The organism is Enterobacter sp. DC4 (assembly GCF_000568095.1).
Classification (GTDB): Bacteria; Pseudomonadota; Gammaproteobacteria; order Enterobacterales; family Enterobacteriaceae; genus Enterobacter; species Enterobacter pseudoroggenkampii.
Map to the genome: position 1 here is coordinate 419,807 of NZ_AZUB01000001.1, position 20,168 is coordinate 439,974.

Consider the following 20,168-nt stretch of genomic DNA (forward strand, 5'->3'; position numbering starts at 1 on the left):
TTCATTAAGCATATAACAAAGTGGTGTACTGATTAGAACTGGTAAACAGCAGCCAGACCAACCTGGTCGTCGGTACCAACCCAGCCGCCGCCAGTGCGCTTGGCCTGATCTTCGTCGATCAGGTTGATGCGGTAATCAGCAGACACGTTGAAGTTTTTGTTGAAGTAGTAAGTAGCGCCAACTTCAACGTATTTAGCCAGATCTGCATCGCCGCCAGATACAGTGTTCAGGTTTTTACCTTTACTCTGGACGTAGGACAGGGATGGACGCAGACCGAAGTCGAACTGGTACTGAGCGATAACTTCGAAGTTCTGGGTTTTGTTCGCTACGTTGAACACGTCACCAGAAGCATCAGGGGTGTTGGAACCGGTGGTGTTAGCCAGGAGGCTCAAATTGCGGGTTTCTGCGTATACAGCAGCCAGATACAGGCTGTTTGCATCGTATTTACCGCCAATTGCCCATGCTTCGGCTTTGTCGCCTTTACCATCGGCCTTCTGGTCAAGAGTACGGTTAGCATTGCTGTACGCGCCAGTCAGAGCAAAGCCACTGCCGAAGTCATAAGCTACAGAGTAACCAACACCGTCGCCATTCGCACGACGCAGGTCAGCGCGTTCGTTTTTAGCCTGGTACTGGAGGCCGAAGCTCAGACCATCAACCAGACCAAAGAAATCGTTATTACGGTAGGTCAGCAGGCCAGTAGAACGGCTGGTCATGTAGTTATCAACATTGCCGCCGCCCCATGTTTCGCCGGACCAGGTTGGCGCCATGTCGGTGTAGGATTCTACATCGTATACGATGCCGTAGTTACGGCCGTAGTCGAGGCTGCCAGCGTCAGCCATTTTCAGGCCAGCGAATGCCAGACGAGTACGAGTAGAGTTGTTTGCAGACTGTTCACCTTCCGCAGAACTGGCCAGTGCACGGTATTCCCACTGACCATAACCGGTCAGTTGGTCGTTGATCTGAGTTTCGCCTTTGAAACCGATCTGTGCGTAGGTTGAGTCTGAGTTGTTGGTGTTATCGCCATTGGTAACGAAGTCACGCTCAGCATTAACTTTTCCGTACAGATCAAGTTTGTTGCCGTTCTTGTTATAGATTTCTGCAGCGTTAGCTGCACCGGCTACCAGCAGGGCAGGGATTACCACTGCCAGAATATTGCGCTTCATCATTATTTATTACCCTCATTGGTTTTTTTATGACACTCGCCACTGCCGTCAATAAATTCTGTCAATAAATATTTCCGGAACTATTGATGAGAGTTTGGTGTCTTTATGTATCTGACAGGCATCTTTCCATTCGGCGAAGCGTTTCGCTAGCCTGAAAGTGCTACAATTCTCAAGATTAAGTAACCAAAAGAAAATATGTGTAACCAAATGTTTATTTTTGGGAACTTTGTGAACCACCTCAAACTTCAGAGCGCCCTGGCGAATTAAACAACAAAACCTATCCTATATATATGAATTGCTTATGATTAATTGAGATAAAGGCGATTCATATAAACAGACGTTAAACGACTCTGTTTTTCTTATGACCCCAAAAAGACTTCTGGATGGCTGAAAAAGTGGTTGAAATTTGTGCTATCGCTTGAGGATGTAATAATCGCAATAAGAATGGGGTTTATTTTTTGTGGCTGGATATTTCGCGGAAACAAAACGTAACAGGTAGTGGTTGTGACGGAGCGAAGGTTTAAAGATGCTGACTTTACGCTGACGAAAACTGACAATGCAGAATAAAATAATGGCCAGCACAGGCTGGCCATTTTAGTCTTTTACCGATTAGAAGCTGGCGTTACGTGGTGTACGTGGGAATGGAATCACGTCGCGAACGTTCTGAACACCGGTAACGTAGGCGATCAGACGCTCGAAGCCGAGACCAAAACCGGCGTGCGGTACGGTACCGTAACGACGCAGATCGCGGTACCAGCTGTAGTCCGCTGGGTTGAGCCCCATCTCTTCCATACGCGCGTCCAGCACGTCAAGACGCTCTTCACGCTGAGAGCCACCGATGATTTCACCAATGCCCGGCGCCAGTACGTCCATCGCTGCCACGGTTTTACCGTCTTCGTTAAGGCGCATATAGAAGGCCTTAATGTCTTTCGGGTAGTTTTTAACGACAACCGGCGCTTTGAAATGTTTCTCGGCCAGATAGCGTTCGTGCTCAGACGCCAGGTCAACGCCCCAGTAAACCGGGTTCTCGAAAGTCTCACCGCATTTCTCGAGGATCGCCACCGCGTCGGTATAGTCCACCTGCGCAAAGTCGGCAGATACAAAACGCTCCAGACGCGCCACAGCATCGCTGTCTACGCGCTCGGCGAAGAATTTCATGTCGTCAGGACGCTCTTCCAGCACCGCTTTGAACACGTACTTCAGCATCGCTTCCGCCAGACCCGCAACATCGTCCAGGTCGGCGAATGCCACTTCCGGCTCCAGCATCCAGAATTCCGCCAGGTGACGGCTGGTGTTGGAGTTTTCGGCACGGAAGGTTGGGCCAAAGGTGTAGATCTTAGACAGCGCACAGGCGTACGTTTCGCCGTTGAGCTGGCCAGATACCGTCAGGAAAGCTTCTTTACCAAAGAAGTCTTTGTCATAGTCCACTTTACCTTCCGGCGTGCGCGGCAGGTTTTCCATGTCCAGCGTCGAGACGCGGAACATCTCACCCGCACCTTCTGTGTCGGACGCGGTGATCAGCGGGGTAGACACCCAGAAGTAACCCTGCTCGTCGAAGAAACGATGCAGCGCCTGCGCCAGCGTATGACGCACGCGCGCCACCGCACCAATCAGGTTGGTACGTGGACGCAGGTGCGCCACTTCACGCAGGTATTCAATGCTGTGACGTTTTGCTGCCATCGGGTAGGTATCTGGATCTTCAACCCAGCCGGTGACTTCAATGGCTGAGGCCTGAATTTCGAAACTCTGACCCTGGCCCGGGGATGCCACAACCACGCCGGTGACAATAACGGAACAGCCCGTCGTCAGGCGCAGAACGTCATCATTGTAATTGGGCAGAGAATTATTAATGACGGCCTGTACAGGATCAAAGCAGGAACCGTCATAGACGGCAAGGAAGGAGATGCCAGCTTTAGAATCTCGGCGGGTACGCACCCATCCGCGCACGGTGACCTGTTGGTCAACGGCGACACGGCCCTGGAGTACGTCGGCTACAGGCACAACGCTCATAATATTCTCTCTGTTAATAGTCGGAAAAAATAAACACTTGTCCACCCTTATGGGGGGATATCTATGTTACCTGCCATCCGCTATCAGACAAGTAAATTTCGCAGTCAAAAGAGAAGAATTAAGAAATAAATAAGGAGAGGGGAGCCATAAAGGCTCCCGTAAGCGCTTAACTGGCTTTTTTGATCTGAGGAAGATCGAAGGCTTTGCGCAACGCGCGAACAAACGCTTTGTCATGGCAGATGGTTTTGCCCGGGCTGTCGGAGAGTTTCGCCACCGGCTTGCCGTTACATTCCACCAGCTTTATTACGATATTCAGAGGTTTTACCTGAGGAATATCGCAGGTTAACCGGGTACCAATCCCAAAGCTCAGGTTCACTCTGGCGTTGAAATGGCGATAGAGTTCGACGGCTTTCGCCAGATCGAGGTTATCGGAGAAGACCAGCACCTTGCTCATCGGATCAATGCCGAGTTTCTCGTAATGGGCAATGGCCTTCTCGCCCCATTCAACCGGATCCCCGGAGTCGTGGCGTAATCCCTGGTAACGTTCAGCGAACTCGGGACCAAAGTCGCGCAGGAAGGCATCCATCGTAATACAGTCGGTGAGGGCGATCCCGAGTTGATTCGGGTACTCCTCAAGCCATGCGGCCAGTGCCGCGCGCTGGCTGTTAGCCAGATCGGGGCTGATCTGCTGATGCGCCTGGAACCACTCGTGCGCCTGGGTACCCATTGGCGTCAGGCTAAGGCGACGTGCCAGATCGTAGTTACTGGTGCCTACAAACCACGGCTCCTGCTGAAGACGTTTAACGATGGCCTCCTGAACGTCGCGAGAGAAACGACGGCGGGTGCCAAAGTCCATCAGGCGGAAGCGGGACATGTCTAACCCTTCGGTCAGCGTGGAGAAGGCAGCGAGTTTATTTTCCAGCGCGGCGACCGCCTGCTCGACGCCCGTTTCCGGCGAACGGTAGCGGTGAGCCAGTTCGCTGATCACCGCCAGAAGCGGCACTTCCCACATGATCACTTCCCGCCACGGACCTTCAAGGCGAATATCCAGCTTGCCGTTATCGTTAAGCACGGTGACCTGCTCCGGCTTATAGCGGAAATCGCGCAGCCAGTTCAGGTAGTCGGCTTTGAAGAAAGGCAGGCCAGAAAGCCACTGATATTCCTCGTCCTGCAGCGTCAGATGCTGCATAGCATTGACCTGTTCACGAATGGCGTCTGCGTAGATACCGAGCAAGTCGTCGCCACGGCAGCGGAATTCCGCCGCGACATGAACGTCATAGTAATGGTGGAAAACGGCTTGCTGCATATGCAGTTTATACGCGTCGGTATCCAGCAACGTATGCAGAACTGGAGAAGCGAATTGAGTCATAGGTGCGCAGTAGCATCCTCTCACAGGAGCGTTTAGTACAATAAACAACTCCGGAGTATACCTTGTTTAGTGATTTATTGAACCCCGATCACAACATAAGCGCGTTTTATGGTCGAGGGCATTTTGTGCCCCGTGTTATACAAATGTAGCAAAAAAAGGTTTTGACCCTGAAAAGATGAACATTCTGCATAGCGCGTTTTGCGCAACAGGAATATATTGAAACGTTACTCGACAAACGATGCATAAGGTTTTCTATGACACAACAGCCACAAGCCAAATACCGCCACGACTACCGTGCGCCGGATTACCTGATTAGCGAAATCGATCTGACTTTTGACTTGGATGCCACTAAAACCGTTGTCACGGCGGTAAGCAAGGTGACGCGCCACAGCGCAACTGCGGTGCCGCTGCGTCTGGATGGTGAAGACCTGACGCTGGTCTCCCTGCATATTAATGATGAAGCCTGGTCAGACTATAAAGAAGAAAACAACCAGCTGGTCATCGACAACCTGCCGGAACAGTTTACGCTGCGCATCGTGAATGAAATCAGCCCGGCCGCCAACACCGCGCTGGAAGGGCTTTATCAGTCAGGCGTGGCGCTGTGTACCCAGTGTGAAGCGGAAGGGTTCCGCCACATTACCTGGTATCTTGACCGCCCGGACGTCCTGGCGCGCTTCACCACCAAAATCATCGCCGATAAAACCCTCTATCCCTTCCTGCTCTCCAATGGTAACCGCGTAGGTGAAGGCGAGCTGGAGAATGGCCGTCACTGGGTGCAGTGGCAGGATCCGTTCCCGAAACCGTGCTACCTGTTTGCGCTGGTGGCGGGGGACTTCGACGTGCTGCGTGACACCTTCAAAACGCGCTCAGGCCGTGAGGTGGCGCTGGAGCTGTTTGTTGACCGCGGCAACCTTGACCGCGCGCCGTGGGCGATGACTTCCCTCATCAACTCCATGAAGTGGGACGAGGAGCGCTTCGGCCTCGAATATGACCTCGACATCTATATGATTGTCGCCGTCGATTTCTTCAACATGGGCGCAATGGAGAATAAAGGCCTGAACGTCTTTAACTCCAAATACGTTCTGGCGCGTACCGATACCGCAACGGACAAAGACTACCTCGATATCGAACGCGTCATCGGCCACGAATATTTCCACAACTGGACCGGCAACCGCGTCACCTGCCGCGACTGGTTCCAGCTCAGCCTGAAAGAGGGCCTGACCGTCTTCCGTGACCAGGAGTTCAGCTCCGATCTGGGTTCACGCGCGGTAAACCGCATCAACAACGTGCGTACCATGCGCGGCCTGCAGTTTGCGGAAGATGCCAGCCCAATGGCGCACCCGATCCGTCCGGATAAAGTCATCGAAATGAACAACTTCTACACCCTGACGGTGTATGAGAAAGGCGCCGAAATTATCCGCATGATCCACACCCTGCTGGGGGAAGAGAACTTCCAGAAAGGGATGCAGCTGTACTTTGAGCGTCATGACGGCAGCGCGGCCACCTGCGACGATTTTGTGCAGGCAATGGAAGATGCCTCTAATGTCGATCTTTCCCACTTCCGCCGCTGGTACAGCCAGGCCGGTACGCCGATTGTTACCGTCAAAGACGACTATAATCCGGAAACCGAGCAGTACACGCTGACCATCAGCCAGCGCACGCCGCCGACGGCAGAGCAGGAAGAGAAATACCCGCTGCATATTCCGTTCAGCATTGAGCTGTACGATAACGAAGGCAAAGTCATCCCGCTGCAGAAGGGCGGCCACCCGGTACACAACGTGCTGAACGTGACCCAGGCCGAGCAGACCTTTATCTTCGATAACGTCTACTTCCAGCCGGTGCCTGCGCTGCTGTGTGAATTCTCCGCGCCGGTGAAGCTGGAGTACAAGTGGAGCGATCAGCAGCTTACGTTCCTGATGCGTCACGCGCGTAACGATTTCTCCCGCTGGGATGCGGCGCAAAGTCTGCTGGCGACCTACATCAAGCTCAACGTAAACCGTCATCAGCAGGGCCAGCCGCTGTCGCTGCCTGTCCATGTGGCTGACGCGTTCCGCGCGATCCTGCTGGATGAGAAGATTGACCCTGCATTGGCCGCTGAAATTCTGACCCTGCCGTCAGCGACTGAAATCGCGGAGTTGTTCGAGATTATCGATCCGATCGCGATCGTGGCGGTGCGTGAAGCGCTGACCCGTACGCTGGCTACTGAACTGGCGGACGAGTTCCTCGCCATTTATAACGCCAACAAGCTTGACGCTTATCGCGTTGAGCACGCGGACATTGGTAAACGTTCTCTGCGCAACACCTGCCTGCGCTATCTGGCGTTTGGTGAAACCGAGCTGGCGAACACCCTGGTGAGCAAGCAGTATCACGAGGCGGATAACATGACCGACGCCCTGGCCGCGCTGGGTGCAAGCGTTGCCGCCGAACTGCCGTGCCGCGATGCGCTGATGCAGGAGTACGACGACAAGTGGCATCAGGATGGTCTGGTGATGGACAAGTGGTTCATCCTGCAGGCGACCAGCCCGGCGGCCGATGCACTCAGCAACGTACGCAGCCTGCTGAAGCATCGTTCCTTTACCCTGAGCAACCCAAACCGCGTGCGTTCGCTGATTGGCGCGTTTGCCAGCAGCAACCCGGCAGCGTTCCACGCCGAAGACGGCAGCGGTTATCAGTTCATGGTGGAAATGCTGACCGAGCTGAACAGCCGTAACCCGCAGGTGGCGTCGCGCCTAATTGAGCCGCTGATCCGTCTGAAGCGTTACGATGCGAAGCGTCAGGCGAAGATGCGTGCCGCGCTTGAGCAGCTGAAAGGGCTGGAAAATCTGTCTGGTGATTTGTACGAGAAGATCGCCAAAGCGTTAGCGTAATATAAGTTAACCCGTCCTCTCCCCGTGGGAGAGGGCCGGGTGAGGGCATCAGGCATTAGCCTTAGCTCGCTGTAACTCTATGCTCCCGCGCTTCATCACTCGATCTAATACCTCAGCTTCGAGCTCCGCCAGTCTTGCCGAGCCCACGCGACGAGGCCGCGGAAGATCCATCGTCAGATCCAGACCTATTTTCCCGTCCTCTATTAACAGCACCCGGTCCGCCATCGCGACGGCTTCGCTCACGTCATGCGTCACCAGCAGTACCGTAAAGCCGTGCGCCTGCCACAGGGATCCAATCAAATCCTGCATTTCGATCCGCGTCAGGGCGTCGAGCGCGCCGAGCGGTTCATCAAGCAACAGCAGGCCAGGACGGTGAATCAACGCCCGCGCCAGCGCTACGCGCTGCTTCTGCCCACCCGAGAGGGCGGCAGGCCATTCATCGGCTCGATTTTCCAGCCCAACGGCGGCCAGTGCCTGGCGGGCTTCATCCCGCCAGCTGCCCTTAAGACCGAGCCCGACATTGTCGATAACCGTTTTCCACGGCAGCAGCCGCGCGTCCTGAAACATCATGCGGGTATCGTCCTGAATATTCGAAAGCGGCGTTGTTCCTGCCAGAATGTCGCCGCCGTTGGGGGCTTCCAGTCCGGCCAGCAGCCTTAGCAGGGTACTCTTGCCGCCGCCGCTGCGCCCGACAACGGCCACAAATTGTCCGGCGGGAATATGCAGATCCAGCCCGTTAAGAATGGTGTTTTCGCCGTAGCGTTTGGTCACGCCGTTCAGCAGTAACGGTGTTCCCTGGTTCAGTCGTGCAGTATTCATGCTTTCGCCTCCTGAAGGGTGTAGGCCGGGTTCCAGCGCAGCCAGCTGCGCTCCAGCCACTGGGCGCTAACGTCGGCGAGTTTGCCGAGCAGGGCATACAGAATGATGGCAACCACCACCACGTCCGTTTGCAGGAATTCGCGGGCGTTCATCGCCAGATAGCCAATACCAGAGTTGGCTGAGATGGTCTCCGCCACAATCAGCGTCAGCCACATCAGGCCGAGCGCAAAACGCACCCCGACCATAATGGAGGGCAGGGCGCCCGGCAGGATCACGTGTATAAAAAGCGAAAAACCCGATAAGCCGTAGCTGCGCGCCATCTCCACCAGACCGCGATCGATATTGCGGATCCCGTGCCAGGTGTTGATGTAGATCGGGAACAATGTGCCCAGCGCCACGAGGAAGATTTTGGCGCTCTCATCAATCCCAAACCACAGGATAACCAGCGGGATCAGCGCCAGATGCGGCACGTTGCGCAGCATCTGAATAGAGGTATCCAGCAGCCGCTCGCCCCAGCGGGAAAGGCCACTGATCAGGCCCAGAACCAGACCGATGCTGCCGCCGATGGAAAACCCAATCACGGCGCGCCAGGAGCTGATCGCCAGATGCTGCCACAGCTCACCGCTCACGCTCAGCGACCAGAACGCTTCTACAACGCCCTCCGGGGAGGGCAGAATGCGGCTCGACAGCCAGCCGGTGGACGACGCGAGCTGCCAGAGTGCCACAATGCCGACGGGTAAAAACCACGGCGCGGCGCGCAGCAGCCATTTTTGTGAGGTGGCAGACATGGTCACTCCTTAGCTCTGTGCGGCTTTGCGTGGAATAAACTCGTTCGCCACGGCTTCGCCCTGAAGCTGAAGCCGCTGCGGCTGTGGAATTTCCGGAATGGCGACATCCAGATGCGGGAATAACAGCTCGCCCACCTTGTACGCCTCTTCCAGATGCGGATAGCCGGAGAGAATAAAGCTGTCGATGCCCAGCTCGGCGTATTCATTAATTCGCGCAGCCACGGTCGGGCCGTCGCCAACCAGCGCCGTACCCGCACCGCCACGTACCAGGCCGACGCCCGCCCACAGGTTCGGGCTGATCTCCAGGTTCTCGCGCTTGCCGTTGTGCAGGGACGCCATTCGGTGCTGTCCGACGGAGTCGGTTTTGGCAAATGCGGCCTGGGCTCTGGCGATCGTTTCATCATCCAGATGCGAGGTCAGGCGGTCCGCCGCCTGCCAGGCTTCTTCATTGGTTTCGCGAACAATCACATGCAGGCGAATGCCGAAGCGCACCTTGCGGCCATGGGCGGCCGCCTTAGCGCGGACCTGGGCAATTTTTTCTTTCACCAGCTCAGGCGGTTCGCCCCAGGTCAGATAGAGATCGACCTGCTCTGCCGCCAGATCCTGGGCCACATCCGACGATCCGCCAAAATAGAGCGGCGGGCGCGGCTGCTGCACTGGCGGGAAGTAGAGTTTCGCGTCGCGAACGTGGATATGCTTGCCTTCAAAGGTAACGGTTTCACCTTCCAGCAGACGTCGCCAGACGCGGGTGAACTCGGCGGAGGCTTCATAGCGCTCGGTATGGTCGAGAAATACCCCATCGCCCGCCAGCTCCTGCGGATCGCTGCCCGTCACCAGGTTAAACAGGGCGCGGCCGTTGGATAGTCTGTCCAGCGTTGCCGCCTGACGCGCCGCCACGGTGGGGGAGACGACGCTCGGGCGTAACGCAACCAGGAACTTCAGACGCTGGGTGACCGGGATCATCGACGCGGCCACGAGCCAGGCATCTTCACATGAACGTCCGGTCGGGATCAGCACCCCGGTGAAACCGATTCGGTCCGCCGCCTGCGCAATCTGCTGCAGGTAGCCGTGGTCAACCGGGCGCGAACCCTCTTCTGTACCAAGATAGTGTCCATCACCGTGGGTGGGTAAAAACCAGAAAAGATTCAGACTCATGATTTAGCTCCTTCTTTGCCTGCGGGCTGCCAGATGCGTTCGCGAATAGTGACCTGTTTCGGCACCAGGTGGTTTTGATAGAAAAGGTCAGCCGTTTGTTGCTGAAGCGCGGCGACGTGGGCGTCCACGGGCGTGATGGTGGTCGGTGGACGGTGGTTGAGATAGCTCGCGATCACCGGCTCAGGTAAGCCCATGGTTTTCGCCAGCAGGGTAATGCTCTCCTGGCGCTGGGTCTGGGTCAGCGCATCGGCCTGGGTAAAGGTATCCAGTACGCCCTGAATAAATGCGCCGTTCTTTTCCGCATAAGGACGCGCGGCCAGATAGAACGAACCGGTCTGCTTCAGCGTGGTGCCGTCTTTCAGCACGCGAACGCCGCCCTGCAGTAATGCGGCGGAGTAGTACGGATCCCAGATGGCCCAGGCATCAACGTTCTTCTGCTGGAATGCGGCGCGCGCGTCGGCAGGCGTCAGGTAAACAGGTTGAATGTCAGTGAACTTGAGTCCGGCTTCTTGCAGGGCACGCAGCAGCAGGTTGTGTGAGCTGGAACCTTTCTGGAAAGCAACTTTATGCCCTTTAAGATCGGCGACGCTTTTAATGTCGCTGTTTTCTGGCACCAGAATCACTTCGGCCTTCGGTTTGGGCGGCTCAACGCCAACATAGACGAGGTCCGCTCCCGCCGCCTGGGCGAATATCGGCGGAATATCACCCGTACTGCCGAGATCGATACTGCCGACGTTCAGGGCCTCCAGCATCTGCGGGCCAGCCGGGAACTCCACCCAGGAGAATTTGGTGTCCGGGAAGCGTTTTTCCAGAAGCTGGTGGCTTTTCGCCAGCACCATGCTGACGCTGCCTTTCTGATAGCCAATGCGTAAACTGTCCGGAGCCGTTTCTGCGGCATGGGCCAGCGAGGAAAGCGCCATCAGACCTGCCAGGCCGATACGGGTTAACGTTTTAAACATGTGCGACTCCTTGAGGCTGACCAAACGCCGGCGCCTGGATATCCCTGCGGTGCAGAGCATGCCAGAAGGTTTCCAGGGCAGTATCGAGGCGGGTTTGCAGGTTCGGCGTAAAATGAGGTTTATGTTGATAATCGATAACCTGGGAGTCATCGGCGAAAACGCCGTGGAGGATCTCCTGCGCTTTCAATGCGTTCAGCACCGGCTTCAGGGCATAATCCACGGCCAGTAAATGGGCAACCGTACCGCCCGTTGCCAGGGGCAGCACGACTTTGCCGTCCAGGGCACGTTCCGGAAGCAGATCGAGCAGGGTTTTCAGCGCCCCGGAAAAAGAGGCTTTATAAATGGGCGTTGCCACAATTAGGCCGTCAGCGCCGTTAAGCTGCTCGATGAGCGTTTTAAGCGCAGGGCTGTCGAAACGGGCATAAAGCAGATCTTCAGGTTCGAAGTTATGCAGGTTCCAGTGGCACACTTCCACATCCAGGGCATTGAGTTTTTCGCGGGCATATTCCAGCAGGGCGCTGGAGCGCGAAGGGAATCGTGGACTTCCGGCCAGGGTAATGACGCGCATACTTCCTCCTTATAACTAATTGTTTGCTTTTATCTAACATTCATAACAATTTTCAGGAGTGTGACACCGCGCGGTTATTCCACTAAATGATTTATCTGCAATTAAAATGCGAAAAATTGCATAAGAAATAGACAGGGAGGTAAACGATTGCGTTTTACGCTGATTTTTTGCCGCAGGTCAATTCCCTTTCGCGCGTGGATCGCCCATAATCCCCTCCCGGTTTGCACACCGGGAATCCAGGAGAGTTCATGTACTACCCCTTCGTTCGTAAAGCTCTTTTCCAGCTCGACCCTGAGCGCGCTCATGAATTTACAATGCAGCAATTACGTCGTATTACCGGAACGCCGCTGGCCGCGCTGGTGCGTCAGCATGTCCCGGTAAAACCTGTGCAGTGCATGGGTCTGACCTTTAAAAACCCGCTGGGTCTGGCGGCTGGTCTGGACAAAAATGGCGAGTGTATCGATGCCCTGGGCGCGATGGGCTTTGGCTCCATTGAAATCGGGACCGTCACGCCGCGCCCGCAGCCGGGAAATGACAAGCCGCGACTGTTCCGCCTGGTTGAAGCCGAAGGGCTGATCAACCGCATGGGCTTTAATAACCTTGGCGTTGATCACCTTGTTGAGAACGTTAAAAAAGCCCACTTTGACGGAATTCTGGGCATCAATATCGGCAAAAATAAAGACACGCCGGTCGAGCAGGGTAAAGATGACTATCTGATTTGTATGGAAAAAGTCTACGCCTATGCCGGTTATATTGCGGTGAATATTTCTTCACCCAATACTCCGGGGTTGCGCTCCTTACAATATGGCGAAGCGCTGGACGATCTTCTGAGTGCCATTAAAAATAAGCAAAATGAACTCCAGACGATCCACCATAAATATGTTCCGGTCGCGGTTAAGATCGCCCCGGATCTTTCTGCCGAAGAATTGATCCAGGTTGCCGACAGTTTAGTTCGCCATAATATTGATGGTGTGATTGCAACCAATACCACCCTCGATCGCTCCCTCGTGCAGGGAATGAAAAACTGTGACGAAGCGGGTGGGTTAAGCGGACGTCCGGTACAATTAAAAAGCACCGAGATTATTCGCGCCCTGTCTGCGGAATTAAAAGGACGCCTGCCGATTATTGGCGTCGGTGGCATCGACTCCGTGATTGCTGCGCGCGAGAAGATGGCGGCGGGTGCGTCACTGGTGCAAATCTATTCCGGCTTTATTTTTAAAGGACCACCGCTGATTAAAGAAATCGTTACTCATATCTAATCTTTTCTCTTAATCAGACAACCAGGGCTTTATTTCCAGCCCTGGTTGTTTTATATTCCGTCACTGTTGCTTATTTAGACATTATAGTCTTTTATTAATGGTGTTATAAACGAAGCGGCGATCAGGACATTTTTAGTACAGGACGTTTCGGGGACGGGAGAGAAACATGCGAATTAAACCTGACGATAACTGGCGCTGGTATTTTTGCGACGAGCATGATCGAATGATGCTCGATTTAGCCAATGGCATGTTGTTTCGCTCTCGTTTCGCCCGCCGAATGTTAACCCCGGACGCGTTTTCCCCGTCGGGCTTTTGCGTTGACGATGCGGCGCTTTATTTCTCTTTCGAAGAAAAATGCCGCGATCTGGTGCTTTCTAAAGAGCAGCGTGCCGAGCTGGTATTAAATGCGCTGGTGGCTATCCGCTTCCTGAAACCGCAAATGCCGAAAAGCTGGCATTTCCTGCCGCACGGTATGAACTGGACCCCGGCAACGGGTGACGCGGCGAGCGTCAATCTGAGCGATACCGCAGAAGAGGTAAGCCTGCTGGTGGTTGAGCCTGGTGAAAATGCTGCGCTCTGCCTGCTGGCCCAGCCCGGCGTAACCATTGCCGGGCGGACGATGCAGCTTGGCGATGCCATTAAAGTGATGAACGACAGGCTGAAGCCACAGCTGCGCGTAGATTCTTTCAGCCTCGAACAGGCGGTTTAAGCTTCCAGCTGTACGGACGTTTTCGGTATGCAGCTACAGCACAGAATTGTGCCGTCATTTCCAATTGCCGATTTTTTCAACGCACTTACTTCGCCATCCACCAGCCTGATGCGACAGCATCCGCAAATGCCTGCGCGACAGGAATAGGGGACGCGAATACCTGCCTGCTCCAGTTGCTCCAGTAATACCTGCTGGTTGTTGCCACGGATGATGTTGCCCTGCCAGTGAATATCTACCGCAGAGGCGACATTCGTCACAACGTCGACCATTTCTTCTTCCTGACCTGAGCCGTACACTCTTGCAGGCCCTCGGGCAAGGATCTCTACCTCATCACCAACGCGGATTGCACCGCTGGAGCGCGGGATCAGGTTCTGGCCGAAATCCACATCGCCGTTGTCCTGCGCGGTGCGGAATGACTGCAGCGTCTTCAGCGGTTCGCCGGAAGGGTGCTTCTGGCCTTTCTCCGGGCTCACCGTGGTGAAAATGCAGCGGCTACAGGGTTTTACGACATCAAAGATGACGCTGCCAATGCGGATCACTTTCCAGGTGTCTTCGTCCCAGGCGTCAACACCGGTCACCACCAGGTTCGGACGAAACTGTTCAATCTGAACGCTGGCTTTGCAGCGGCCTTGTAAATCACGCAGCGAGGCTTCGTTAGTCAGCAGGAACGGGAAGCCATCGGCGAAGGAGAGGGGAACGGCGTCGTGGCGCTTCACGCGTCGCGTCGGTTCAGGCCCAACCCAGCGCAGCTGCACGTCGCGGGAGAAGAAGCCGCTCAGCCAGCGGTTAATCTCATCCGGGGCGATGCGCGCGGTAAAATGGTTGCCCCACACTTCCGTTGGCGCATCGACGGGCGCAAAATCCGCAAAGCGAATCACCGCGCTGGAACCGTCCGGCGCGGTCAGGTGCAAACCGTCGTGAAGCGGGGAAGGGGTAAAGCGAACCATCTGCGGGAACTGGCGTGCGGTAATGAACGTACCGTCAGGCTCGGTGACCATAAAAATACGATCGAAGGCGAATCCGCTCATGTCGGCCAGCGCGTGAGAGACGCCGATGCCGCGCATGGATTTCACCGGATGAATAAAAAGCCTGGATAACGTCGCCACTGCACACTCCCACAAATGAAAATAAGCCTTCAACTTTATGACATACACGCCATATTAGCTATAATGCGCGACAATTTTCTAAGAGTAAAAGTGACGATATGAATTCTCTGTTTGCCAGTACGGCCCGTGGGCTGGAAGAGCTGTTAAAAACTGAACTGGAAAGCCTGGGCGCACAAGAGTGCCAGGTGGTTCAGGGTGGTGTCCATTTTGAGGGCGACACGCGGCTTATTTACCAGAGCCTGATGTGGAGTCGCCTGGCGTCGCGCATCATGCTGCCGATGAAGGAGTGCAAGGTTTATAGCGACCTTGACCTCTATACCGGCGTACAGATGATCGACTGGACAGAGATCTTCACCCCGAATGCCACCTTTGCGGTGCATTTCAACGGCGTGAACGACGAGATCCGCAACAGCCAGTACGGTGCCCTGCGCGTAAAAGACGCCATTGTGGACTGCTTCACGCGTAAAAATAAGGAACGCCCGAACGTCGATCGTGAAAACCCCGATCTGCGTATTAACGTCTGGCTGAACGGTGACACGGCGAGCATCTCTCTCGATCTGAGCGGTGCAGGCCTGCATCTGCGCGGCTACCGCGATCGTACCGGTATGGCACCCATCAAAGAGACCCTGGCGGCCGCGATTGTGATGCGCTCCGGCTGGCAGCCGGGCACGCCGCTTCTCGACCCGATGTGTGGTTCCGGTACCCTGCTGATTGAAGCGGCCATGCTGGCTACCGACCGCGCGCCGGGACTGCACCGCGGCCAGTGGGGCTTCAAGGGCTGGGCGCAGCACGATGAAGCGCTCTGGAAAGAGGTCAAAGACGACGCGCAGACCCGCGCGCGGAAGGGGCTGGCGGAATATACCTCTCATTTCTACGGCTCTGATAGCGACCCTCGCGTCATTGAGCGTGCGCGCAGCAACGCCCGCCGTGCCGGTATCGGCGAGCTGGTCACCTTTGAAGTGAAAGACGTGGCGAACCTGACCAACCCACTGCCAAAAGGCCCGTACGGTACCGTCATCAGCAACCCGCCATACGGCGAGCGTCTGGACAGCGAGCCAGCGCTGATTGCCCTGCACAGCCTGCTGGGCCGCAATATGAAGGACCACTTCGGCGGCTGGAACCTGTCTCTGTTTAGCGCCTCGCCGGAGCTGCTGAGCTGCCTCCAGCTGCGCGCCGATCGCCAGTTTAAGGCCAAAAACGGCCCGCTGGACTGCGTGCAGAAGAACTACCATCTGGCGGAGAAAGCGGCCGACAGCAATCCGTCCGGCGTGGCGGAAGATTACGCCAACCGCCTGCGCAAGAACCTGAAGAAATTTGAGAAGTGGGCGAAGCAGGAGGGCATTGAATGCTATCGCCTGTACGATGCCGACCTGCCGGAATACAACGTGGCGGTTGACCGCTACGCGGACTGGGTGGTGATTCAGGAATATGCGCCACCGAAAACCATTGATGCGCAAAAAGCGCGTCAGCGCATGCTGGACGTCATTGCCGCCACCATCGCCGTGCTCGGCATTGCGCCGAACAAGCTGGTGCTGAAAACCCGCGAGCGTCAGAAAGGAAAAAATCAGTATCAGAAGATGGGCGAGAAGGGCGACTTTATCGAAGTGGGCGAATACAACGCGCGCCTGTGGGTCAACCTGACCGACTATCTGGATACCGGTCTGTTCCTCGACCACCGTATCGCCCGACGCATGCTGGGCCAGATGAGTAAAGGCAAGGACTTCCTGAATCTCTTCTCCTATACCGGCAGCGCCAGCGTGCATGCGGGTCTGGGCGGCGCGCGGAGCACCACCACGGTGGATATGTCCCGCACCTATCTGGAATGGGCGGAGCGCAACCTTCGTCTTAACGGCTTAACCGGACGTCAGCATCGCCTGATGCAGGCTGACGTGCTGGGCTGGCTGCGCGACACCGACGAGCAGTTTGACCTGATCTTTATCGATCCGCCGACCTTCTCCAACTCCAAGCGTATGGAAGATAGCTTTGACGTACAACGCGATCACCTGCGCCTGATGACCGACCTGAAGCGCCTGCTGCGCAAAGGCGGCACCATTATGTTCTCGAACAACAAACGCGGCTTCCGTATGGATCATGACGGCTTAGCAGCCCTGGGACTGAAAGCACAAGAAATCAGCCAAAAAACGCTGTCTCAGGACTTTGCCCGTAACCGTCAAATCCATAACTGCTGGTTGATTACCGCGGTCTGAAAGGAAAAATAAATGTCTTTAATTAGTATGCACGGCGCGTGGCTCTCTTTCAGCGACTCACCGCTTCTCGACAATGCAGAACTGCACATCGAAGATAACGAGCGCGTCTGTCTGGTGGGTCGTAACGGCGCGGGTAAATCCACGCTGATGAAAATCCTCAACCGTGAACAGGGTCTGGATGACGGGCGTATTGTTTACGAGCAGGATCTGATTGTCTCCCGCCTGCAGCAGGACCCACCGCGTCACGTGACCGGCAGCGTTTACGATTTCGTGGCGGAAGGGATCTCCGAGCAGGCTGAATACCTGAAGCGCTATCACGAGATTTCGCATCTGGTGATGACCGATCCGAGCGACAAAAACCTCAACGAACTGGCGAAAGTGCAGGAGATGCTCGATCACCACGGTCTGTGGCAGCTTGAAAACCGCATTAATGAAGTACTGGCGCAGCTCGGTCTGGAACCCGATATGGAACTGTCGGCGCTCTCCGGCGGCTGGCTGCGTAAAGCGGCTCTGGGCCGCGCGCTGGTCAGCGGGCCGAAGGTGCTGCTGCTGGACGAACCGACCAACCACCTGGATATCGAAGCGATCGACTGGCTGGAAGGTTTCCTGAAAACCTTCAGCGGCACCATCATCTTTATCTCGCATGACCGTTCGTTTATTCGCAACATGGCGACGCGCATTGTCGACCTCGACCGCGGCAAGCTGGTGACCTATCCCGGCGATTACGATACGTATCTGCTGGAGAAAGAAGAAAACCTGCGCGTGGAAGAGCTGCAGAATGCCGAGTTCGACCGCAAGCTGGCGCAGGAAGAGGTCTGGATCCGCCAGGGCATCAAAGCCCGCCGTACCCGTAACGAAGGCCGCGTGCGTGCCCTGAAGGCGATGCGTCGCGAGCGCAGCGAACGCCGTGAAGTGATGGGCAGCGCCAAAATGCAGGTGGAAGAGGCGTCCCGTTCCGGCAAGATTGTCTTCGAAATGGAAAACGTCAACTATCAGGTCGACGGTAAAGTGCTGGTGAACGATTTCTCCGCGCAGGTGCAGCGAGGCGACAAAATTGCGCTCATCGGCCCGAACGGCTGCGGTAAAACCACGCTGCTGAAACTGATGCTGGGCCAGCTGCAGGCCGACAGCGGACGTATTCACTGCGGGACCAAGCTGGAGGTCGCCTACTTCGACCAGCACCGCGCGGAGCTGGATCCGGACCGTACGGTGATGGACAACCTCGCCGAAGGTAAGCAGGAGGTGATGGTGAACGGCAAGCCACGCCACGTGCTGGGCTACCTGCAGGACTTCCTGTTCCATCCGAAACGCGCCATGACGCCGGTGCGCGCGCTGTCCGGCGGTGAGCGAAACCGCCTTCTGCTGGCGCGCCTGTTCCTGAAGCCAAGCAACCTGCTTATCCTCGATGAACCGACGAACGACCTCGATGTCGAAACGCTGGAATTGCTCGAAGAACTGATTGACGGCTATCAGGGTACCGTGATGCTGGTCAGCCACGATCGCCAGTTCGTGGATAACACCGTGACCGAGTGCTGGATCTTCGAAGGTGAAGGGCGAATTGGGCAATACGTAGGCGGTTATCATGATGCAAAAGGGCAGCAATTGCAGTCTCTGGCGCAGAAACAGTCAAAGTCCAAAATAAGTTCTGAACCTGCTGTAACAAAAGCAGAAACTGTCAAGAAAACCTCGGCTAAACTAAGCTATAACCTGCAGCGCGAACTGGAGGGGCTACCGCAGCGTCTTGAAGAGCTGGAAGCCGCGCTTGAGGATTTGCAAAAACAGGTTGCTGATGCGTCATTCTTTACTCAATCGCATGACTATACTCAGAAAGTACTGTCAGAAATGTCCGCGGCTGAAAAAGCCCTGGAAGAAGCATTTGAGCGCTGGGAGTACCTTGAGTCTCTGAAAAACGGCGCATAAACAGGGATAACATATGTGTGACCAGCACCATGCCGACAGGCATATTTTATGCTCGCAATGCGATATGCTCGTGGCGTTGCCAGAGCTTGGTCACGGACATAAAGCCCTGTGTCCACGTTGCGGTGCGACGTTGACAACCGAGTGGGACGCGCCGCGGCAGCGTCCCACTGCTTACGCGTTGGCAGCATTGTTCATGCTGCTGCTCTCCAATCTCTTCCCCTTCATCTATATGAAGGTGGGGGGGATCACCAGCCAGGTAGATTTGCTTGAAATTCCGGGCGTGATGTTCTCGGAAGATTACGCCAGCCTCGGTACCTTTTTTCTCCTGTTTGTCCAGATAGTCCCGGCTTTTTGCCTGGTCGTTATCCTTTTGCTGGTCAACCGCGTCAGGATGCCGGCACCGCTGAAAATCCGACTGGCGCGTATCCTTTTTCAGCTCAAAAGCTGGGGGATGGCCGAGATCTTTCTGGCGGGGATTCTGGTCAGCTTCGTGAAGCTCATGGCATACGGCGACGTGGGGATTGGCAGCAGCTTTATTCCCTGGTGTCTGTACTGCGTTCTGCAGCTGCGCGCATTCCAGTGCGTGGACAGGCGCTGGGCGTGGGATGATGTCGCTCCGGCACCGACGCTTGCGCAGACGGTGAAGGTCGGCGTGCCCGGTATTCGTCAGGGGCTGCGTTCCTGCCCGTGCTGCACCGCCGTGCTGCCCGCCGATCTCGACGTTTGTCCGCGCTGCGAAACGAAAGGTCACGTACGCCGTAAAAATAGTCTGCAGTGGACGATGGCGCTGCTGGTCACATCCATCATGCTGTATCTGCCAGCCAATATTCTGCCGATCATGATCACCGATTTGCTCGGCGACAAAATGCCCTCGACGATCCTGGCCGGGGTGATACTGCTCTGGGGCGAAGGTTCTTATCCGGTCGCCGGCGTCATCTTTATCGCCAGTATTATGGTGCCCACCTTAAAAATGATTGCCATTGCCTGGCTCTGTTGGGATGCGAAAGGGCATGGAAAACGCGATAGCGAACGCATGCACCTGATTTATGAAGTGGTCGAGTTTGTCGGACGCTGGTCAATGATTGACGTGTTTGTCATCGCCGTTCTCTCTGCACTGGTGCGGATGGGCGGTTTGATGAGTATTTATCCCGCGATGGGGGCTTTAATGTTTGCACTGGTCGTGATTATGACCATGTTTGCGGCCATGACCTTCGACCCTCGTTTATCGTGGGACCGTGAGCCTGAATCAAGCCATGAGGAAGAGTAAGA

The 20,168-nt window shown here is 55.6% G+C and carries 15 protein-coding genes; 6 read left to right on the top strand and 9 right to left on the bottom strand.

Going from position 1 to position 20,168, the window contains the following annotated elements:
* Positions 1 to 32: 32 nt before the first annotated feature.
* From P349_RS22030 to pncB, 3 genes are all read right to left on the bottom strand, one after another.
* The gene (locus P349_RS22030; RefSeq protein WP_032649165.1) at positions 33 to 1,166 is read right to left on the bottom strand and encodes a porin; all 1,134 of its coding nucleotides are present in this window, start codon (positions 1,164 to 1,166) and stop codon (positions 33 to 35) included.
* A 606-nt stretch (positions 1,167 to 1,772) separates the two neighbouring features.
* On the bottom strand, positions 1,773 to 3,173 hold the full coding sequence (gene asnS / locus P349_RS22025) for an asparagine--tRNA ligase (RefSeq protein ID WP_024907781.1): 1,401 nt from the start codon (positions 3,171 to 3,173) through the stop codon (positions 1,773 to 1,775).
* Between the two features lie 166 nt (positions 3,174 to 3,339).
* Positions 3,340 to 4,542, bottom strand: coding sequence for a nicotinate phosphoribosyltransferase (gene pncB, locus P349_RS22020; RefSeq protein WP_032649163.1), 1,203 nt, complete (start codon positions 4,540 to 4,542; stop codon positions 3,340 to 3,342).
* Between the two features lie 254 nt (positions 4,543 to 4,796).
* Between pncB and pepN the strand changes: the two genes are divergently transcribed.
* Positions 4,797 to 7,409, top strand: coding sequence for an aminopeptidase N (gene pepN, locus P349_RS22015; protein ID WP_032649161.1), 2,613 nt, complete (start codon positions 4,797 to 4,799; stop codon positions 7,407 to 7,409).
* Positions 7,410 to 7,457: 48 nt separating this feature from the next.
* Here the strand turns inward: pepN and ssuB are convergent, their stop codons facing one another.
* Genes ssuB through ssuE form a run of 5 tightly spaced genes read right to left on the bottom strand, consistent with a single transcriptional unit; the run spans position 7,458 to position 11,698 of the window.
* Entirely contained in the window at positions 7,458 to 8,228 is a 771-nt protein-coding gene (gene ssuB / locus P349_RS22010) for an aliphatic sulfonates ABC transporter ATP-binding protein (RefSeq protein ID WP_032649159.1), read from the bottom strand.
* On the bottom strand, positions 8,225 to 9,016 hold the full coding sequence (gene ssuC, locus P349_RS22005) for an aliphatic sulfonate ABC transporter permease SsuC (RefSeq protein WP_023311016.1): 792 nt from the start codon (positions 9,014 to 9,016) through the stop codon (positions 8,225 to 8,227). Before ssuC ends, ssuB begins: the two co-directional genes overlap by 4 nt.
* Before the next feature lie 9 nt (positions 9,017 to 9,025).
* Positions 9,026 to 10,171, bottom strand: coding sequence for an FMNH2-dependent alkanesulfonate monooxygenase (gene ssuD / locus P349_RS22000; RefSeq protein ID WP_032649157.1), 1,146 nt, complete (start codon positions 10,169 to 10,171; stop codon positions 9,026 to 9,028).
* The gene (locus P349_RS21995; protein ID WP_032649154.1) at positions 10,168 to 11,130 is read right to left on the bottom strand and encodes a sulfonate ABC transporter substrate-binding protein; all 963 of its coding nucleotides are present in this window, start codon (positions 11,128 to 11,130) and stop codon (positions 10,168 to 10,170) included. The genes ssuD and P349_RS21995 overlap by 4 nt, the downstream gene beginning before the upstream one ends.
* Positions 11,123 to 11,698: an NADPH-dependent FMN reductase gene (gene ssuE / locus P349_RS21990; RefSeq protein WP_023335146.1), complete on the bottom strand. Its 576-nt coding sequence runs from the start codon at positions 11,696 to 11,698 to the stop codon at positions 11,123 to 11,125. Before ssuE ends, P349_RS21995 begins: the two co-directional genes overlap by 8 nt.
* Positions 11,699 to 11,946: 248 nt before the next feature.
* On the opposite strand from ssuE, the gene pyrD reads away from it, so the two are divergent.
* Both pyrD and zapC read left to right on the top strand, forming a co-directional pair.
* Positions 11,947 to 12,957, top strand: a complete 1,011-nt coding sequence (pyrD, locus tag P349_RS21985) for a quinone-dependent dihydroorotate dehydrogenase (RefSeq protein ID WP_032649152.1) — start codon at positions 11,947 to 11,949, stop codon at positions 12,955 to 12,957.
* A gap of 166 nt (positions 12,958 to 13,123) precedes the next feature.
* Positions 13,124 to 13,666 carry a cell division protein ZapC gene (gene zapC, locus P349_RS21980; RefSeq protein WP_024907772.1) on the top strand — a complete coding sequence of 181 codons (543 nt, stop codon included), beginning with the start codon at positions 13,124 to 13,126 and terminating at the stop codon, positions 13,664 to 13,666.
* On the opposite strand, the gene P349_RS21975 is transcribed toward zapC, so the two are convergent.
* On the bottom strand, positions 13,663 to 14,772 hold the full coding sequence (locus P349_RS21975; protein ID WP_032649150.1) for a YcbX family protein: 1,110 nt from the start codon (positions 14,770 to 14,772) through the stop codon (positions 13,663 to 13,665). The genes zapC and P349_RS21975 overlap by 4 nt on opposite strands.
* A gap of 98 nt (positions 14,773 to 14,870) precedes the next feature.
* On the opposite strand from P349_RS21975, the gene rlmKL reads away from it, so the two are divergent.
* The 3 genes from rlmKL to pqiA are packed head-to-tail and all read left to right on the top strand — an operon-like array spanning position 14,871 to position 20,166.
* Positions 14,871 to 16,979, top strand: a complete 2,109-nt coding sequence (gene rlmKL, locus P349_RS21970) for a bifunctional 23S rRNA (guanine(2069)-N(7))-methyltransferase RlmK/23S rRNA (guanine(2445)-N(2))-methyltransferase RlmL (RefSeq protein WP_032649149.1) — start codon at positions 14,871 to 14,873, stop codon at positions 16,977 to 16,979.
* Between the two features lie 12 nt (positions 16,980 to 16,991).
* Entirely contained in the window at positions 16,992 to 18,899 is a 1,908-nt protein-coding gene (locus P349_RS21965; protein WP_024907770.1) for an ABC transporter ATP-binding protein, read from the top strand.
* A gap of 13 nt (positions 18,900 to 18,912) precedes the next feature.
* A complete protein-coding gene (pqiA, locus tag P349_RS21960) occupies positions 18,913 to 20,166 on the top strand; it encodes a membrane integrity-associated transporter subunit PqiA (protein ID WP_032649148.1) in 1,254 nt (417 codons plus the stop codon).
* Positions 20,167 to 20,168 lie beyond the last annotated feature (2 nt).

Bases quoted from the DNA above. Each gene is read 5' to 3' on its own strand.
- P349_RS22030 (WP_032649165.1), bottom strand. From the start codon at position 1,166: ATGATGAAGCGCAATATTCTGGCAGTGGTAATCCCTGCCCTGCTGGTA.
- asnS (WP_024907781.1), bottom strand. From the start codon at position 3,173: ATGAGCGTTGTGCCTGTAGCCGACGTACTCCAGGGCCGTGTCGCCGTT.
- pncB (WP_032649163.1), bottom strand. From the start codon at position 4,542: ATGACTCAATTCGCTTCTCCAGTTCTGCATACGTTGCTGGATACCGAC.
- pepN (WP_032649161.1), top strand. From the start codon at position 4,797: ATGACACAACAGCCACAAGCCAAATACCGCCACGACTACCGTGCGCCG.
- ssuB (WP_032649159.1), bottom strand. From the start codon at position 8,228: ATGAATACTGCACGACTGAACCAGGGAACACCGTTACTGCTGAACGGC.
- ssuC (WP_023311016.1), bottom strand. From the start codon at position 9,016: ATGTCTGCCACCTCACAAAAATGGCTGCTGCGCGCCGCGCCGTGGTTT.
- ssuD (WP_032649157.1), bottom strand. From the start codon at position 10,171: ATGAGTCTGAATCTTTTCTGGTTTTTACCCACCCACGGTGATGGACAC.
- P349_RS21995 (WP_032649154.1), bottom strand. From the start codon at position 11,130: ATGTTTAAAACGTTAACCCGTATCGGCCTGGCAGGTCTGATGGCGCTT.
- ssuE (WP_023335146.1), bottom strand. From the start codon at position 11,698: ATGCGCGTCATTACCCTGGCCGGAAGTCCACGATTCCCTTCGCGCTCC.
- pyrD (WP_032649152.1), top strand. From the start codon at position 11,947: ATGTACTACCCCTTCGTTCGTAAAGCTCTTTTCCAGCTCGACCCTGAG.
- zapC (WP_024907772.1), top strand. From the start codon at position 13,124: ATGCGAATTAAACCTGACGATAACTGGCGCTGGTATTTTTGCGACGAG.
- rlmKL (WP_032649149.1), top strand. From the start codon at position 14,871: ATGAATTCTCTGTTTGCCAGTACGGCCCGTGGGCTGGAAGAGCTGTTA.
- P349_RS21965 (WP_024907770.1), top strand. From the start codon at position 16,992: ATGTCTTTAATTAGTATGCACGGCGCGTGGCTCTCTTTCAGCGACTCA.
- pqiA (WP_032649148.1), top strand. From the start codon at position 18,913: ATGTGTGACCAGCACCATGCCGACAGGCATATTTTATGCTCGCAATGC.